General features: G+C 71.3%; 16 protein-coding genes. 6 read left to right on the top strand and 10 right to left on the bottom strand.

What is annotated here, in order from left to right:
- Window positions 1-101: 101 nt before the first annotated feature.
- On the top strand, window positions 102-971 hold the full coding sequence (locus HEB94_RS31820; RefSeq protein WP_192753292.1) for an oxidoreductase: 870 nt from the start codon (window positions 102-104) through the stop codon (window positions 969-971).
- A 153-nt stretch (window positions 972-1,124) separates the two neighbouring features.
- A complete protein-coding gene (locus HEB94_RS31815) occupies window positions 1,125-2,135 on the top strand; it encodes an alcohol dehydrogenase catalytic domain-containing protein (RefSeq protein ID WP_192753291.1) in 1,011 nt (336 codons plus the stop codon).
- A 42-nt stretch (window positions 2,136-2,177) separates the two neighbouring features.
- Here the strand turns inward: HEB94_RS31815 and HEB94_RS31810 are convergent, their stop codons facing one another.
- From HEB94_RS31810 to HEB94_RS31795, 4 genes are all read right to left on the bottom strand, one after another.
- Window positions 2,178-3,116, bottom strand: coding sequence for a CPBP family intramembrane glutamic endopeptidase (locus HEB94_RS31810; protein WP_238361692.1), 939 nt, complete (start codon window positions 3,114-3,116; stop codon window positions 2,178-2,180).
- A 43-nt stretch (window positions 3,117-3,159) separates the two neighbouring features.
- The gene (locus tag HEB94_RS31805; RefSeq protein WP_192753290.1) at window positions 3,160-3,345 is read right to left on the bottom strand and encodes a GNAT family N-acetyltransferase; all 186 of its coding nucleotides are present in this window, start codon (window positions 3,343-3,345) and stop codon (window positions 3,160-3,162) included.
- Between the two features lie 8 nt (window positions 3,346-3,353).
- Window positions 3,354-3,593: a hypothetical protein gene (locus HEB94_RS31800; protein ID WP_192753289.1), complete on the bottom strand. Its 240-nt coding sequence runs from the start codon at window positions 3,591-3,593 to the stop codon at window positions 3,354-3,356.
- 69 nt (window positions 3,594-3,662) lie between these two features.
- Entirely contained in the window at window positions 3,663-4,163 is a 501-nt protein-coding gene (locus HEB94_RS31795) for an NUDIX domain-containing protein (protein WP_192753288.1), read from the bottom strand.
- Between the two features lie 119 nt (window positions 4,164-4,282).
- Between HEB94_RS31795 and HEB94_RS31790 the strand changes: the two genes are divergently transcribed.
- Both HEB94_RS31790 and HEB94_RS31785 read left to right on the top strand, forming a co-directional pair.
- The gene (locus HEB94_RS31790) at window positions 4,283-5,464 is read left to right on the top strand and encodes an acetyl-CoA C-acyltransferase (protein WP_192753287.1); all 1,182 of its coding nucleotides are present in this window, start codon (window positions 4,283-4,285) and stop codon (window positions 5,462-5,464) included.
- A gap of 127 nt (window positions 5,465-5,591) precedes the next feature.
- Complete coding sequence (locus HEB94_RS31785) at window positions 5,592-6,416, top strand: alpha/beta fold hydrolase (RefSeq protein WP_192753286.1); 825 nt, start codon at window positions 5,592-5,594, stop codon at window positions 6,414-6,416.
- A gap of 18 nt (window positions 6,417-6,434) precedes the next feature.
- On the opposite strand, the gene HEB94_RS31780 is transcribed toward HEB94_RS31785, so the two are convergent.
- From HEB94_RS31780 to HEB94_RS31765, 4 genes are read right to left on the bottom strand one after another with little or no spacing between them, the layout of a single operon-like run.
- Window positions 6,435-6,992, bottom strand: a complete 558-nt coding sequence (locus HEB94_RS31780) for a ferritin (RefSeq protein ID WP_192753285.1) — start codon at window positions 6,990-6,992, stop codon at window positions 6,435-6,437.
- Between the two features lie 28 nt (window positions 6,993-7,020).
- Window positions 7,021-8,523, bottom strand: a complete 1,503-nt coding sequence (locus HEB94_RS31775) for an FGGY family carbohydrate kinase (RefSeq protein ID WP_192753284.1) — start codon at window positions 8,521-8,523, stop codon at window positions 7,021-7,023.
- A 2-nt stretch (window positions 8,524-8,525) separates the two neighbouring features.
- On the bottom strand, window positions 8,526-9,569 hold the full coding sequence (locus HEB94_RS31770) for an NAD(P)-dependent oxidoreductase (RefSeq protein ID WP_192753283.1): 1,044 nt from the start codon (window positions 9,567-9,569) through the stop codon (window positions 8,526-8,528).
- Between the two features lie 25 nt (window positions 9,570-9,594).
- The gene (locus HEB94_RS31765; protein WP_192756792.1) at window positions 9,595-10,530 is read right to left on the bottom strand and encodes a hexose kinase; all 936 of its coding nucleotides are present in this window, start codon (window positions 10,528-10,530) and stop codon (window positions 9,595-9,597) included.
- A 263-nt stretch (window positions 10,531-10,793) separates the two neighbouring features.
- Here HEB94_RS31765 and HEB94_RS31760 point away from each other — a divergent pair, with 263 nt between their 5' ends.
- Window positions 10,794-11,846 carry an NAD(P)-dependent alcohol dehydrogenase gene (locus tag HEB94_RS31760; RefSeq protein WP_337918078.1) on the top strand — a complete coding sequence of 351 codons (1,053 nt, stop codon included), beginning with the start codon at window positions 10,794-10,796 and terminating at the stop codon, window positions 11,844-11,846.
- A 95-nt stretch (window positions 11,847-11,941) separates the two neighbouring features.
- Window positions 11,942-12,937 (top strand): alcohol dehydrogenase catalytic domain-containing protein, encoded by a 996-nt coding sequence (locus HEB94_RS53785; protein ID WP_192753282.1) that lies wholly within the window; start codon window positions 11,942-11,944, stop codon window positions 12,935-12,937.
- A 40-nt stretch (window positions 12,938-12,977) separates the two neighbouring features.
- Here the strand turns inward: HEB94_RS53785 and HEB94_RS31750 are convergent, their stop codons facing one another.
- Together HEB94_RS31750 and HEB94_RS31745 are read right to left on the bottom strand one after the other, a co-directional pair.
- Complete coding sequence (locus HEB94_RS31750) at window positions 12,978-13,346, bottom strand: pyridoxamine 5'-phosphate oxidase family protein (protein WP_238361690.1); 369 nt, start codon at window positions 13,344-13,346, stop codon at window positions 12,978-12,980.
- Window positions 13,347-13,708: 362 nt separating this feature from the next.
- Window positions 13,709-16,486, bottom strand: a complete 2,778-nt coding sequence (locus tag HEB94_RS31745) for an AAA family ATPase (RefSeq protein WP_192753280.1) — start codon at window positions 16,484-16,486, stop codon at window positions 13,709-13,711.
- Between the last annotated feature and the right edge of the window lie 57 nt (window positions 16,487-16,543).

Raw genomic sequence — 16,543 nt, 5'->3', positions numbered from 1 at the left:
CAGGCTGAATGTCGGTCCTGGTCGTTCGACGAACCGACCGGACCACCCGTGCCACGCACGATGAGGCGGGCACAAGCCGGTAAAGGACAGAAAGGTACGAAATGGCCGATCGCACAGCTCCCGGTGGCGCCCTGACCCTCGCGGAGGATCTCACCCTCAGCCGGATGGGGTACGGCGCCATGCAACTGGCCGGTCCGGGTGTGTTCGGCCCGCCCAAGGACCGTGACCAGGCGATCGCCGTGCTGCGCGAGGCCGTCGACCTGGGCATCACCCACATCGACACCAGTGACTTCTACGGCCCGACCGTCGTCAACGAGCTCATCAGGGACGCGCTGTATCCCTACCCCGCCGACTTGCGCATCGTCACCAAGGTCGGTGCCCGCCGCGGCGCGGACGGCAGTTGGTTGTTCTCGCTGGAGCCTTCCGATCTCAAGGCGCAGGTTCGGGAGAATCTCCAGCACCTGCGCCTTGAGACCCTGGACGTCGTCAACCTGCGCCTCGGCTCACACGAAGGCACCACAGAGGACCCGATCGCGGAACAGTTCGGCGCTCTGGTCGAACTCCAGCAGCAGGGCCTGATCCGCCACCTCGGCCTCAGCGGTGTCTCCGCCGCTCAGCTCACCGAGGCTCAGGGCATGGCGCCCGTGGTCACGGTGCAGAATCTGTACAACCTCTCTCGGCGAGACGACGACGCGCTCGTCGACCGGTGCGCGGCGGAAGGCATCGCGTACGCCGCGTTCTTCCCCCTCGGCGGCCTCACCCCGCTGCAGTCGGAAACCCTGACCGGAGTCGCCGCCAAACTCGACGCCACGCCGCAGCAAGTGGCACTTGCCTGGTTGTTGCGACGCTCGGCCACGACCGTGCTCATCCCGGGTACGTCGTCGGTAGCGCACCTTCGCGAGAACGTCGCGGCGGCGAGCCTGTCCCTTCCGGCCGACGTGATCGCCGAACTCGACGGTATCGGCGGCTAGCCCACGCGGTGAGGTGTCCGCGGCCCGGCTCGACCGTCAAGGTGAGGTTGCCTGTCGGTGGCGGACCGCGGCCCGCCAACCTGCTGTCGTCCCCGGCTGAGCTGCCCTCCCGTACTACGTTCGTCGCAACCGGAACAGAAGCGAGGTCCAGGCATGCTGACGGCCATTGCCACCGCGGTCGAGGAGCCGCTCACGTTCACCGAACGCGAGGTGCCCGAACCCGGCCCGGGCGAGGTCCTGGTCAAGATCACCGCGTGCGGAGTCTGTTACACCGACCTGGACGTGCTCCAGGGCCATTGGCCCATCGCCCGCTTCCCGCTCGTCCCCGGCCACGAGATCACCGGCGTGGTGGCTGCCACCGGTCCCGGAGTGTCGTGGCCGGAGGCCGGCACGTCCGTGGGCGCCCAGATCCTCGGCGACTCCTGCCGCCACTGCGACTACTGCGTGCGCGGCGATCAGATTCTCTGCCCCCAGAAGCGCTTCACGGGCATCGCCATGGACGGCGGTTACGCCGAGTACGCCGTCCTCAAGGCCCACTTCGTGACCGCGCTGCCGGAGGGGCTCGACCCGGTCGCGGCGGCCCCGCTGATGTGCGCGGGTCTGACCGCGTTCAACGGCCTGCGGCAGGGCGGGATCACCCCGACTTCGCGCGTCGCGGTGATCGGAGCCGGCGGTGTCGGCGCCCTGGCGATCCGTTACGCCGTCGCCATGGGCGCGCGCGTGGCGGTCATCGGCCGGTCGAACCGGGGCGAGGTGGCGGCGAGGGAGATGGGCGCCGAGCGGTTCATCGCCACCCAGGACACCGATCCGGCCGAAGCCCTCAGCGCCTGGGACGGTGGTGCGAACCTCGTCCTCAACACCTCCCCGTCCACTACGGCCGCCGCGGCGACGCTCACCGGCCTGGCGCCCGACGGCCAGCTCGTGCTGTGCGGGTACGGCCCCGAACCGCTGGTCCTGCCCACCCAACCGATGGGCCTCAACCGGCTGCGCGCCATGATCAACCCGTCCGGCTCCCCGCACGACGCGCGCGACACCCTCGCGTTCTCGGCGGCGCACGCCATCCTGCCCGAGTTCACCCCGATCGGCCTGCGCGACGCCAACACGGCGCTCGACGCCATGGCAAGGGGACATTCCGGCAAGCGGTCGGTCATCACCTTCGGCTGACCGTGGTCGGTGTACGCGGCAGCCTCGAAGGGGCTGGGTACCTCAGTGCAGCACCGTGACCGCCAGAACGCCGATGACGGCGTTGGCGGTCACGTGGACGACGTAGGAGACCAGGAGGCCGCCGCTGCGCAGGCGCATGACGCCGAGCGCGAAGCCCCAGCCGGCGGCCATGATCATCCCGGCGGTCCCGGACGGGAAGCCGGCGTAGTGGGCGGCTCCGAACAGGACAGCCTGGAGCGTGACCGCCACCTTCGGCCCCCACACTCGGCCGAGTTCGGTGAGGAGCACGCCGCGGTAGAGCATCTCCTCCCAGATGGGGTTGACCAGGGCGAAGCCCACGACGCCCAGGACGGCGAGCCAGAGCGGCAGGCTCTGCAGGTCACGCAGGTACTGCGCGGGTTCGGGACGGACGATGAGCGCCCAGACGGTGAGGGCGAGCGCGCTGAGCACCACGGTGGCGAGGCCGAACCACGGAGCCTCCGGAGTCAGCCGGCCCCGACGAAACCACGGCATGGCGGGCCGCAGGGTGGCGCGGCGGCGGCCGGCGGCGTACAGCAGGAGCGGCGGGAGGGCGCACACCAGGACCGTGGTGAGCGCTGGCGGCCAGTGTCCGAGCGTTCCGGCCACGAAGCAGACGAACATCGTGTCGACGAACACCGCGGCCCGCGTCGCCGCCGGCGAGCGAAGGACAAGGGCGAGAACCGTCACCAGGCCGAGTGCGCCGACCGTGGCGGTGAACGTCGCCGTCCAGGGCCGGATCGGGATGACGATGGAGCAGCCCAGCACGAGGACGCACAGGCCGACGAGCGCTCCTCGACCAGGCGAGTGGATGCCGGCCGGATGCCCGTCGTCGCGAGTGGGGACGTGTCCTTCCTGGCCGGCTGTCATCGCCTGGTCGAGGAGCCTGGACGGCCGGGCCGAGGTGGGCTCGTCCGGCTCTGATCGGTGCGTTCCCCGTAGCTCCTCCACGCGCAGGATCATGCCAGACGAGCATGTCGCGCAGTCGTCAAGCGCTCGCGGCTGCCTACCGGGAGCGGTAGAGCCAGGGCCCTGTGCAGGAACGAAAACCTTCCCTGAGGTAGAAGGACGCGGCCCGCTCGTCCAGTGCGGAGACGAAGACGACGTCGACGCCGCGGCTGTCAAACCATGCTTGACAACTCCCCAGGAGGGCGCGGCCGAGCCCGCGTCGCCGGTACGCCGGCTCGACCACGAGCTCCTCTATGCTGCCGTAGCCTCGACGCCGTAGTCGACGAGCGTCACCACCGCGAGGCCGAGGGTCCTGCCGTGTTCCGCTGCGACGAGCGTCTGCGCCTCCTGCCGGATTCGGGGCAGGCTGCTGCGCGTCGGCTCTGGGTGCAGGTGACGCAGGAGTTCGCGGAGGGCGTCGGCGTCCTCACCGCGGGCCGGTCGGATGGCCGGAGCGGCTGGAAGGGCTGGATCTGTCGGCGACTCCCCCATCGCGGCCGCCCTCCTCAGACCCTCACGGTGCTCGGACCACCCTGGCCGACCTGACCGACCCAGCTGTTCTCAGACTCCGACGTCGATCGGCGGGCCGTCCCAGCGACCGACCAGGATGTCGGGGATCAGGTCGGGCAGCGACCTGGGTGCGAACACCGCGGCGTCCTCCAGACCGGCCTTGAGGTCGCCCCGACTCCACCACCGGTAGATCTGGCGCCCATCGCGCAGCGACCACGGGTCGCCGACCGCCTGGATCGTCGGGATGTTGGGGGCGCGGTAGACGAAGAACTGCTCGCGTTGGTCGAGCACGTCCTCGCTGCGTTCGAGGAGGTGGCGCCGGTTCCAGACCGGGCCTTCGAAGGCGTCCGGCTCGACGACGAGACCCGTCTCCTCCCGCAGCTCACGAGCCGCGGCCTCCCGGTCGGACTCGTCGGCCTCGATACCACCACCCGGGCAGAACCACATGCCGTCCGCCGGACCGGTCGCCGTTGTGGCGTGGAAGAGAAGCACCCGGTCAACGGAGTCGATCACGAGCAGACGTACGGCCGAACGTATGCGGGTACTGGGCACCTGACCGACCATACAAGGGAAGATGATCGTGAGTCCCAGGGAGATCAACTTGTCGGGTAGGACGAGGCCAGGCACGACGAGCAGGGGCTGACGAGCAGGGTGCGACGAAGGGGAGCGCAGTGACGCGGGACGTCTTCATCCTCGATGCCGTCCGGACGCCGATCGGACGCCACGGCGGCGCGCTCGCCGGTGTCCGGCCCGACGACCTCGCGGCGCACGTGGTCGCCGAGTTGGTAGGGCGCAGCCCGGACTTGGACCCTGCGCGCATCGAGGACGTTCTGTTCGGCGACGCCAACGGTGCGGGTGAGGACAACCGCAACGTCGCCCGGATGGCGGTCCTCCTCGCCGGTCTGCCGACGTCCGTGCCGGGCGCGACGGTCAACCGGCTGTGCGGCTCGGGCATGGAGGCGGTGATCGAGGCGAGCCGGGCCGTGGCGGTGGGCGACGCCTCGTTGTGCGTCGCGGGCGGGGTGGAGTCGATGAGCCGCGCGCCGTGGGTGCTCGCCAAGCCCGACCGCGCGTACGCACGTGGGTCGGAGACCCTGCACTCGACGACGCTCGGCTGGCGGCTGGTAAACCCACGGATGCCCGCGCACTGGACGGTCTCCCTCGGTGAGGGCGCGGAGCTTCTCGCGGAGAAGTACGCCGTCTCCCGCGAACGTCAGGACGCGTTCGCCCTGCGCAGCCACCAACGCGCCGCCGCCGCCTGGGACGCCGGAGCGTTCGCCGCCGAGGTGTCCGTCGTACCCGGCACCGACCTCGTCCGCGACGAGAGCATCCGCGCCGACACCTCGATGCGGGCACTCGCCGCGCTCCCGCCCGCGTTCCGGGCCGACGGCACGGTGACGGCCGGCAACTCCTCACCGCTGAACGACGGTGCCGCAGCGTTGCTCATCGCCGACGAGGACGGCGCGCGGGCCGCCGGGCGAACCCCACTGGCCCGAGTCGTGGCGCGAGGAGCCGCCGGCGTCGAACCGGAACTCTTCGGCATCGCGCCGGTCCGGGCGGCCGAACGCGCACTCGCGAGGGCCGGGCTGGGCTGGGCCGACCTTGACGTCGTGGAGCTCAACGAGGCGTTCGCGGCGCAGGCGCTGGCCTGTCTGACCGAGTGGCCCGATCTCGACCCGGATCTGGTGAACCCGCAGGGCGGTGCGCTGGCTCTGGGCCACCCGCTCGGCTGCTCGGGTGCCCGGATCCTGGGCTCGCTCGCCTGGCAACTCAACCGCCGTGGCGGAGGCCGCGGACTCGCCGCGCTGTGCATCGGCGTCGGCCAGGGACTCGCGGTCGTCCTGGAGGCCTGAGCCCGGCCACGCCCCACCCCCCCACACCCCACGCCCCGGGCCACGGGCGCCAGGGTCCGGCCCACCCGGCTCACCTGGTCCGGCCTGCCGCGTCGCGGGCCGGCCGGGCTGCGGCATGCTTCGAGGTATGCGCGCGGTTCTCCTCCCCCACCTCGACACCTGGATGCGCTATCTCGACCTGGCGGGCGACACCCACGGCGACGGCGTGGACGGCTCGCACGGGCAGGAACCCGTCCGGGTCTACCTCGCCGGCCTGGGTGGGGCGGCCTCCGCGGACTTCGCCGAGGTCGCCACCTCGGTGCGGCTGCGCGGAGCGCGGTCGCTGCTGGTCGATCTGGTGGGCACCGGCTGGAGTGACCCCGCCGACTTCGGCTACACCATCGAGGAGCACGCGGACGCGGTCGCCGTCGTCCTCGACGCGCTGAACCTACGTGGATGCACGGTCGTCGGGCACAGTCTCGGCGGTGGCGTGGCGATCTCCCTGGCGCACCGTCGCCCCGACCTCGTCGGCACGCTCGTCGCCGCCGAGCCCAACCTCGATCCGGGTGTGGGCTACCTGAGCCGGCATGTCGCCAACCAGTCGGAGGAGGCCTTCACCACCCGCGGCTACGACGCGCTTCGTGCCGTGATCGACCGGGACGACCGAACGGCGGGGATGTCGGTCTTCCACGCCACCACGGGTCGCTGGTCCAAGCGCGGCATGTATCTCACGTCGGTCTCGATGCTGGCCGAGCGGCGGCCGACGCTGCGCGAGCAGTTGGTCGCGGCGCCGATGCACCGGGCGGTCCTGGTGGGGGAAGGCACGCAGAACTACGACCTGTCGGGTCTGCGGGAGGCGAGCGTCGGGATCCACGTGGTGCCCGCGGCGGGGCACGGAATGACCTACGACAATCCGGCCGGATTCGCCCACGCGATCGCCACGGCGATCGCCGGGTCGGGGCGAGCCGACTGACGGCTCGTTGGACAGCGCTCAGATGGACCCGCCGGCCGCCGCCGGGGCGTTGGTGTCGGTGGCACCCTGGTCGCCGACGTTCTCGCGAGCGAGGAAGTCCTCGACGTGGAAGATGTTGTCGCCGGCGCGATCGAGAACCGAGAGAAGCGTCGACATCGAGGAGACCTCCTCGACCTGCTCCTTCAGGAACCACTGGATGAACTGCTCACCGATGTAGTTGCCCTCGTCGCGAGCGGCCTTGGCGAGGGTGACGATCTGCTCGGTCACCTGCCGCTCCTGGGCGAGGGCGAGGGCGACCGGTTCGCGCGGGTTGGCGAAGTCGTTGCGGATCTCGTCGACTCCGGGGATGCGGACCCGCACGTCCTGGTCGAGGAGGTACTGCACGATCATCATCGCGTGGTTGCGCTCCTCCAGTGCCTGCCGGTAGAAGTGCGCGGCCAGGCGCGGAAGATCCTCCGCGTCGTACCAGACGGCCAGGGCGACGTATTGCTGGTGAGCGTTGAACTCGTTGCGGACCTGCGCGTGGAGCAGCTCGACGAACTTCGAGCCCTCGGTGTTGTGGTTCAGTGCGGACATGGGCGCATGGTAGCCCTGACCTGGGGTGTCATGCCGAACCCGCGCTCTGGTGGACCTCCCACAACGGGCGCAGCGCGGCTGCGGTCGCGACGAACCGCGCATAGGCGTCATCGAGGACTTGACGGCGTTTGGGTGCGGGCTGGTGACGCCGGATGATCCGGACAGTGTCGGCGGTCTGCTCGAGTGAGTCGTACCAGCCGACGCCGAGTGCGGCCAACAGTGCGCCTCCTCGTGCACCGGCCTCCGAGCCGTCGGCGACCTCGATCTCGACGTCGAGTGCGTCGGCGAACATCTGGGACCAGACCTCGCTGCGCGCCGCGCCACCGGAGAGGCGGGCGACGTCCTCCAGTGCGAAGCGCTCCCGCAGCGCGTCGACGTGGACGCGGTGTCCAAGGACCACACCCTCGAGCAGGCCGCGTACGAGGTCGCCCCGGCCGTGCCAGCCGCGAACACCGAGGAACGCCGCGCTCGCGGTCTCGCCGTAGGGAGAGCCGTAGAGGAACGGGTGGTAGATCAACTGGCTCGGCCCGCCGAGCGCCGCGGCGGCCTCGGCTTCGAGCACGGCGTAGGCGTCGTCGTCGGCGGCCAGGCCGAAGACGCCGCGCCACCAGTCCAGGTTCGTCGCCGAGGACGGTGAGGTCGACATGGTGAGCCAGCGCCCCGGCTCGACGAAGCTGCGCGCCTGCCAGCGTTCGTCGACGACCACCTCGGTGCTGACCACCTGGTTGATGCTGAACGTTCCGGCCACGAGAGACAGCAGCCCCGGGCGTACGGCGCCCAGTCCGACCGCGGTGCCGTCGACGTCGTGCGCGCCCGTCACCACCGGCGTGCCCGGCAGGAGACCGGTGGCGTCCGCACCGACCGCGGTGATCTCGCCCGCGACGGCGTGGCTGGCCACCAACGGCGGCAGCTTGTCAGCGAGGCCGGGCAGTCCGTACAGGTCCAGCGCCTCGGCGGCGTAGTCCTGGGTGCGCACCGAGGTGAACGCCGCGCTCGCCTCACTCGGGTCGGTCGCCACCTGACCGGTCAGTCGGTAGCGCAACCAGTCCTTGCAGAAGAGCACCCACCGGGTGCGCTCCACAACGTCGGGGTCGTGGCGGGCGAACCACGCGAGCAGCGCGGACGGCGACCCGGCGTAGGGCACCTGGCCGGTGAGTTCGAGGGCGCGCGACCAGACCGGACCCGCGCGCCACTCCTCGAGGACGTCATGGGCGCGGGTGTCCATCGCGGTGACGCCGGCGCGGACCGGGAGGCCCGCCTCGTCCAGGAGGTACAGCCCGTCGTTGTGACCCACGATGCCGACCGCGGCGATCCTGCTGCCCGGCACGGTCGCCGCCACCAGTGCGGCGCGGATCGCCGCCGTCGTCGCCTGCCACACGTCCTCGAGGTCACGTTCGACCCAGTGGGGGTGCGGGCTGGAGACCTGGACCCGCGCGCTTCCCCTGCCGAGTTCGCGGCCCTCGCGGTCGAAGACGCAGGCCTTGGTGACGGTCTGGCCGGCGTCGATTCCGAGCAGGAGGTCGGCCGCCACGGTCAGACCCAGCCCAGGGCGCCGGCGTTGACCGCGCTGGCGACCCGGCCGCTGCGGTCGAGTTCGGCGATGGCCTGTGCGACGAGCCGGGCCGAACGCAGGTTCGTGGTGTGGGTCTCGCCGCCGAAGTGGGTCGTGAGGGTCACGTTGTCCAGCTGGCGCCAGGGGCTGTCGGCAGGGAGCGGTTCGTTGTCGTAGACGTCGAGTCCGGCACCGGCGATCCGGCCGGCGGCGAGCGCGGCGTAGAGGGCGTCGTGGTCGACGAGGCGGGCTCGGGAGGTGTTGACGAAGTAGGCCGTGGGCTTCATCAACGCGAACTGCTCGGCCCCGATGAAGCGTGCGGTCTCCGGGGTCAGCCGGGCCAGCACGTGGACGAAGTCGGACTCGCGGAAGACGGTGTCCAGGTCGGCCCGGACGGCGGCGTGGGCGGCGAGGGCGTCGTCGCTGACGTGGGGGTCGCTGACGAGCAGCCGGACGTCGAACCCGCTCAGCCTGCGGGCCAGCTCCCGGCCGACGTGGCCGAAGCCGACCAGGCCGATGGTGCTGCCGCCGATCTCTGTTCCAGGGCCACCGAAGTCCTTGCGCCAGCCACCTGCCTTCACCGAGGCGTCGGCGCGGGCGACGTCTCGTCCCTCGCTGATCATCAGGCCGATCGCGAGTTCGGCGACGCCGGAGGCGTTGCGTCCGTGGACGGGGACGACTGCCACCTTGCGTTCGGTCGCGGCCGCCACGTCGATGTTCTCCAGACCGGTACGGGCGACCACCACGGCACGAAGCGCCTCGCCGGCGTCGAGGACCGCGGCCGGGACCGGGGCGAAGTGCAGGGCGAGCGCCTCGGCGTCCCCGACCGCCTCGACGATCTCGGTCGGAACGGGGACCGCGTTGGCACCCTCGTGCTCCATCCGCTGCTGGGCGGCGTGCTGGTCGGCCTTGCCACCGGCCCAGTCGACGGTGCGGATGCCGGCCGGGTCGAGACCCTGCGCGGTCAGCGCGTCGACGTAGGGAGCGGCCGGAATGTAGTGATCGCCGATGACGAGAGTGCGCACGTTCGGAACCTAACGGGTGGGTTGATCAGAGCGGACGGCGCGGATCCGGCGCCGGGTGGAGGACGACGGTCCGTCGGTCACCATCGGTGACCGGGCGGGCGAGGCTGCGGGTGGACCGGACGGCCGCGCTCCCCCAGGCGACCGCTTCGCGGAGCCGCTGCGACGGCTCACCCTGCGCGGCGAGGTAACCGGCGAGCAGGTTGTCACCAGCACCCACGGTGCTGCGGACCGGGACCCGCCCGGTCGCCTCGGCATGCAGCGGGGATCCGGCGCCGACCAGAACGGCACCGGCCGCGCCGAGGCTCACCAGCACGCTGCCCCCGGTGGTCTGGCTCACCTTCGTGGCGGCTGTGAGCACGGCGTCGATGGTGGGCAACGGCTCACCGGCGAGTTCGGCGAGTTCCTCCAGGTTGGGCTTGACGAGGTCGGGCTGGCCCTCCATGCCGCGCCGCAGCGCGGCTCCACTGGTGTCCAGGGCCAGGTGCCCACCCGCGTGGTGCACCCGTTCGGCGAGTTCGGCGTAGAAGTCGGCGCTGATGCCGCGCGGGAGGCTGCCCGAGGCGACCACCCAGTCGGTGCGGCCGAGGTGGGTGAGCACGCTCTCGACCAGCGCCTCACCCTCGGCCCAGGTCAGGGTGGGTCCCGGCTCGTTGATCTTGGTGACGACTCCGCCGGGCGCGGCGACCGAGATGTTCACCCGGATCGGATCGGAGATCGGGACGCCGACGAAGGAGACGGACTCGTCGTCCAGGAGTTGGCGCAGTTGGGCGCCCTCCACACCGCCGATCGGCAGGATCGCCTGGGAACGTATGTCGTTGGCGGCGAGTGCCCGCGTGACGTTGACGCCCTTCCCGCTGGGCTCGACGTGGGAGGTCACCGCCCGGTTGACCGCGCCGGTGGCCAGGCTCCGGACCTCCAGCGTCCGATCGATCGCGGGGTTCGGGGTGAGGGTGAGGATCACGCCCAAACCACCGCCCCTTCTCCACTGACCTGTCGGCTCACACGGTTCCCGGCTCGCACGATAGTCGCCGGCCCCGGCGCTCCCCTCACCGCGTCTGCGCCGCCGCCGGCCCGAAGGCGATGACCTGGGGCCGCTGACCCGGGGGCGGCAGATGGGCCGGTGGGTCGGGTGGCGTCGCGGGACCAGCTCGCGACACAGGCCGACGTCGGCTGTGGCCGGCCAGGCGTGATCGGTACGGTCGTGGTGGTCCAGACGAGATGAAAGTGGGCGCGACGATGCCGGAGCCGGTTCCCCCGACCATGCGTGCCGCGGTGCTGCGCGGCGTGAAGGACCTCGTCCTCGAGGAACGACCCGTTCCGGTGCCCGGCGAGCGGGAGGTGCTCATCCGGGTGAGCGCCGTCGGCACCTGCGGCTCCGACGTGCACTACTACGAGCACGGCCGGATCGGCGACTTCGTCGTCGACGCGCCGCTCGTCCTGGGGCACGAGGCCAGCGGCGTGGTCGTCGGCGCCGGCCCGGGGGCCAGCCTGCACGAGGTGGGGCAACGTGTCTCACTCGAACCCGGCGTTCCCTGTTTCACCTGCGCGCAGTGCCGCCTCGGCCGCTACAACCTCTGCCCCGCCATGCGGTTCTTCGCCACCCCGCCGATCGACGGCGCCTTCTGCGAGTACGTCGTGCTGCACGAGGAGTTCGCCCACGCCGTCCCCGACGCGCTCTCCGACGACGCGGCCGCGCTCCTCGAACCGCTCTCGGTGGGGGTGTGGAGCGCACGCAAGGCGCGGGTGACTCCCGGCACTCGGGTGCTCATCACCGGCGCCGGTCCGATCGGGCTCGTCGCCTTGCAGACGGCCCGGGTGTTCGGAGCCAGCGAGGTCGTCGTCAGCGACGTCCGTCCGCGGCGACTCGCGATCGCCCGCGAACTCGGCGCGGTGACCGTGGACGTGAGCGCGACCACGCTCGCCGAGGCTGGCGTGGAGGCCGACGTACTGATCGAGTGCTCCGGTCACCCTCCGGCGATCGGCGAGGCGATCCGGCGGGTCGGTCGGGCAGGGCGTGTGGTCCTGGTCGGCATGGGGGGTGACGAGATCCCGCTGCCGCTCGCGCACGTCCAGAACCGCGAGATCGAGGTGACCGGTACCTTCCGCTACGCCAACACCTGGCCGACCGCCATCAGCCTCGCCACCAGCGGCCAGATCGACCTGGACCGGCTGGCGACCCACCACTTCGGCCTGTCCGGGACCGAGCAGGCGCTGACCGCCGCGGCCACCGATCCCACCACCATCAAGGCGATGGTGCACCCCAACGACCAGACCTGAGCGCCGCCCGGGCGTGACACCCGGGCGCACCTGAGTACGAGACCCGAGCACCAGACGAGTAGGGCCCGAGCAGAGAACAGAAAAGGGGTAACCCGGTGAAAGCCGCCGTCATCAGCGCACCCGGTCAGGTCAGTGTCGAGAGCGTCCCGGATCCGACTCCGGGGCCCCGCGACGTCGTCGTACGGGTCTTCGCGTGTGGGATCTGCGGGACCGACCTGCACATCCTGGAGGGAGAGTTCGCGCCGACGCTTCCGGTCGTCCCCGGCCACGAGTTCGCCGGGGAGGTCGTCGCGGTGGGGGCGGAGGTCACCGAACTGTCCACCGGCGACCGGGTGGCGGTCGACCCGTCGCTGCACTGCGGTGAGTGCCACTACTGCCGCCGGGCTCGGGGCAACCTGTGCGAGAACTGGGCGGCGATCGGGGTGACCACCGCCGGTGGCGCCGCGGAGTACGCCGTCGCGCCGGTGAAGAACTGCTACCGGCTGCCCGAGGGTGTCGACACGGGGCAGGCCGCCCTGATCGAGCCGCTCTCGTGCGCGGTGCGCGGGTTCGACGTACTCCCCCGCGTCCTCGCCGACCACTACCTGATCTACGGCGCCGGCACCATGGGTCTGATGATGATGGAGCTCGCCAAGCGTGCCGGTGCCGGTTCGGTGAACGTCGTCGACATCAACCCGGCCCGGCTCGAGACGGCTCGTGAGCTCGGCTGCTCCGCCACGGCGACCAGCGCCGACGAACTCCTCGGCGGCTTCCCCCGCGGCTGGGACGTCGTGATCGACTGCACCGGTGTCGCCGCCGCCATCCAGGACGGACTCGGACGGGTGGGGCGCGGCGGCACGTTCCTGCAGTTCGGTGTCGCGGCCTACGACGCGCGGGTCCAGGTGGAGCCGTACAAGATCTACAACCAGGAGATCACGATCACCGGCTCGATGGCGGTGCTCCACAGCTTCGAACGCGCGGGCGACCTCTTCGTCAACGGCGCCTTGCGTCCGGAGGTGATGATCAGCGACCGGTTCCCGCTCAGCGACTACGCCGCGGCGCTGGAGCAGTTCAAGGCGGGTGTCGGCCGCAAGATCCAGGTCGTGCCCTAACCGGGTCGGAAGGGGCCGGGCGGGTTCGGCGTGCCGGTGCTCAACCGGAGGCGACGCCGACCCGCCTGCCCCAGACGGCTTCCAGCCGGATCCGTACGAAACGCGAGGTCGAATCCGACCCCCATGCGTGCAGGGACAGCGAGGAGAACCTCGCGATGTCGTCGGCGTCGGTGACGACCTCGGCGTGGCCCACGCCCGTCACACTCCATCCGCGGCCATGGTCCACGTCGATCTGGTCGGCCTGGAACGCCACGACCGACTCGTGCACGGCGGTGAGGAACTTCGAACTCCCGCGCGTGCGGACGATGACACAGTCGCCGTCCACGGCGAAGTTCATCGGCGCGACCGCCGGAAGGGTCTGGTCGGTGAACGCGACCCGTCCGATGGGCGTCTCCCCCAGAAGACGCATGCACTCCTGTACGGGCAGTCTCTCTGCCTGGTCATGGTCGAACATCCGGCGCGCTTCTCCCCGCGTCGTCGCAGGCGGTGGCCCCCAGGGAGTTCGCCGTCAACTCCCCATCCAGCCCCAAGCGGCCGCGGCTGCGGCGCCGCTCGGACGACGTGTCCTCCTCGGTCCCAAAACGGGTTACTGGCTGTGACACAACCAAGACTCGCTCCGTCGGAGCTCGCGACCATCACGTAAGCGCGCCAACTGACCGTGGCCGATCGCCGCGGAGCACGGCGCGGAGCGGCCACCCCACCCGGACAGCCCCGGTATCGGGCGTTTCGCTGCGGATCGGCGCGGATCGAACGAAGGTCGCGCTCGTCGCGCTATGCGGAGCGTCGGGGCGGCTCCGGCGGCCGCTGTTCGAGGACCACCCGGGTCAGCTCGACCCGGGTCTTCACGCCCAGCTTGGTGAAAATGTGCCGCAGGTGCGAGTCGACCGTATGGGGCGAAAGGAAGAGTTCGTCGGCGACCGCCCGGTTGGTCAGGCCGTCGGCGACCAGCCGGGCGACCCGCTCCTCCGGCGCGGACAGCGCCGCCCAGCCCGACGGCGGGCGAAGACGGGTGAGACGCGGATGGACACCCACCGCCTGCAGCTGGGCTCCGATCCGCTCCACGCCGGCACCCGCGTCCATGTCCGCGTACAGCCGCAGCGCCCGGTCCAGGTGGTCGACGGCGTCGGCGAGCCGCCCGTGGGCGAGCAGCCGGACGCCCGCGTCCTCGAACGCGTGGGCCGCGGCCAGGAACCGGCGGTCGGCCGCGAACCGCGCGGCCGCCCACATCAGCTGGCCCGGGTCGTCGTCGCGCAGGCCCGCCGCGTGTGCGGCCGCGGCCTGGATGGAGGGCACGTTCGGGTTGAGCTCGGCCAGTCGGGTGATCGCGCGCGTCGTGAGGTCGGCGTAGTCGGGTTCGCCCGCGCGGAGCGCGACCCCCACCAGGTCACCCGCGGTCGTCGGGACGATGGCGAGGATCCCGAAGTGGTCGACGAACGCCGACCAGATCGGCACCAGCGCCTCGATCGCCCCCGCGGAGTCGCCGGAGGCGTCGGCGACAAGGCCGCGCAACAGGTCGAGCTCCAGTTCGTACACGTTCTCGCTGCGCTCCGACGCGGCGAACGCCAGCCCACGGGCCTGGTGCAGGTCTCCCCGTAGCAGTGCAACGCCGGCGAGGACCGCGCGCGCCGTGGGAAGCAGAAGCGTCGTCTCCAGCTCCTCCGCGACGCTGACCGCCGCCTCGGCCTCGGCCCGCGCCTCGTCGAGCTGACCCATGAACAGCAGGGAGCGTGCGGTGTCGGTGTGGCACGGGTTGAGTATCCAGCCGAGCCCGAAGGTGCCGATGTCCTGACGCACCGCGTTGAGCTCGGTCATGCCCTCGTCGACGCGGTCCATGACGATGAGCAACTGTCCGAGCCAGCGCCGTGGCGCCAGTCGGCGCGCCTCGGCGGGGCCGGCCTCCGTCGCGAGGCGAACCGCCTCCCGGGTGCAGACCTCGGATTCGGTGAACCGCCCGACCATCCGCAGGGCGACGCCCTCCGCCCACACCGCCACGCTCATGGCGTCGAGGTTGTGGGCTCCCTCGCCGGCCGCCATGGCCTCTCGGGCAACGTGCAGGGACTCCTCGATCCTTCCGGTGACCGACAGGATCAGCGCCTGCATCGCCTGCAGGAGGGCGCGTGCGGAGGGGGGCAGGTCCTGGCGTTCCAGTCCTTTGTAGGCCTGGCGGAACGACGCGTTGTGACGCCTTCTGAAGTACTCCCAGACAGCGAGGGTGTAGCGGATGGTTCCTTCGCGTTCCGGGGTCATGCCGGCCTCCACCGCGGCCTCGGCCAGCCCGCTGATGTGGTCCAGCCGCCCCACCTGGGCCAGCACCGGCACCGCCTCCACGATCGTCTCGGTCCGCTCCGGGCCGGGCCGGTTGGCGATGCTGAGTGCCTGGTCGTAGAGGTCGGCGGCGACCCTCGGGGCCCGTGGGACCGCCTCCCGGGCAGCGCGCCGGAGCAGGTCGGCGGCCTCGATGTCGCCAGGCCGGGCCCCGGCCCAGACATGGCCCGCGACGTCCAGGGGCGAGGCCCCGTCGCGCAGGAGCACCTTCGCCGCGTCGTGATGGAGGACCTCGCGCGCGGTCGCGGGCAGGTTGTCATAGACGAGCTGCCACAGCAGCTCGTGTGCGAAGGCCAACTGGTCGCCGTCCTCCACGAGGACGCCGCGGCTAAGGAGTTCCCGCATCGCCGGTCGCAGAGTGTCACGTGGCTGGTCGAGCATCGTGGCGACATGGGCCAGCGTGAGCCGCCGACCGAAGACGGCACCGACCTCCAGCAGCTGACGAGAGGGCACATCCATGGCCGCCAGTCGCGTGGCGACGGAGCTGGTGTCCTCCGCCTTCGGGTGGCGTGGTTCGCGCCCGCGCATGCCGAGGCTGGAGCGAACCGCCTCCACGACCAGGAACGGACTTCCCCCGGCGCGGTGGACGAGCTCGAGCTGCCGCTGGTCCGGTGCGTGCCCGAGCAGGTCGCCCGCGAGTTCCTCCGAGGCGTCGTCGGAGAGTGGACCCAGCCTCACAACGAGGGGTTCGGGGGTCTTCTCGTCCGTGAGCAGGGGGCACGCGTCGGCCGCGACATGCTGCCATTCGCCGGTGACCAGCCATCCGATCGGCAGTGTCCGCAGCCGCCTGGCGAGCGCGGCCAGTGCCCACGCCGTCGCGTGATCGGTCAACTCGGCATTGTCCAACGTCACCAGAACCGGCCGGCGGATCGCCTGTCGTTCGAGCGCGGTGCCCAGCCGGTCGAGCAGCCCGATGCGTTGGTCCTCCAGCCGCGCGAGGTCACGAAGGTCGGCACGGGAGAGCAGGGGCGGGTGGCTGTCCCGGAACGCGTCGGTCAACAGCGCGAGGGGTGCCGCCCCACCCAGTCGGTCGGCCCGCGCCGCCACGACCGCGAACCCGTCGCGGACCGCGGTGGCGGTCAGCTCCTCGAGCAGACTCGACTTTCCGATGCCGCTCGGCCCCTCGATCACCGCTGATCCGGCCGAACCCTCGGCTATGCGCCGCAACCAGGCGCGAAGAACGTGGCGTTCGTCCTCACGTCCGTACAGCCGAGACGATTCCACGGCTACCACCACCAACGTCGGACACAACCACAGTACGACCAAGCGGCTTCCACGGTT

The sequence above is a fragment of the Actinopolymorpha pittospori genome (genome assembly GCF_014873875.1).
GTDB lineage: Bacteria > Actinomycetota > Actinomycetes > Propionibacteriales > Actinopolymorphaceae > Actinopolymorpha > Actinopolymorpha pittospori.
This window is presented reverse-complemented; position numbering and strand designations above follow the sequence as displayed.

Bases quoted from the DNA above. Each gene is read 5' to 3' on its own strand.
- HEB94_RS31815 (WP_192753291.1), top strand. From the start codon at position 1,125: ATGCTGACGGCCATTGCCACCGCGGTCGAGGAGCCGCTCACGTTCACC.
- HEB94_RS31800 (WP_192753289.1), bottom strand. From the start codon at position 3,593: ATGGGGGAGTCGCCGACAGATCCAGCCCTTCCAGCCGCTCCGGCCATC.
- HEB94_RS31810 (WP_238361692.1), bottom strand. From the start codon at position 3,116: ATGATCCTGCGCGTGGAGGAGCTACGGGGAACGCACCGATCAGAGCCG.
- HEB94_RS31780 (WP_192753285.1), bottom strand. From the start codon at position 6,992: ATGTCCGCACTGAACCACAACACCGAGGGCTCGAAGTTCGTCGAGCTG.
- HEB94_RS31750 (WP_238361690.1), bottom strand. From the start codon at position 13,346: ATGCGTCTTCTGGGGGAGACGCCCATCGGACGGGTCGCGTTCACCGAC.
- HEB94_RS31785 (WP_192753286.1), top strand. From the start codon at position 5,592: ATGCGCGCGGTTCTCCTCCCCCACCTCGACACCTGGATGCGCTATCTC.
- HEB94_RS31820 (WP_192753292.1), top strand. From the start codon at position 102: ATGGCCGATCGCACAGCTCCCGGTGGCGCCCTGACCCTCGCGGAGGAT.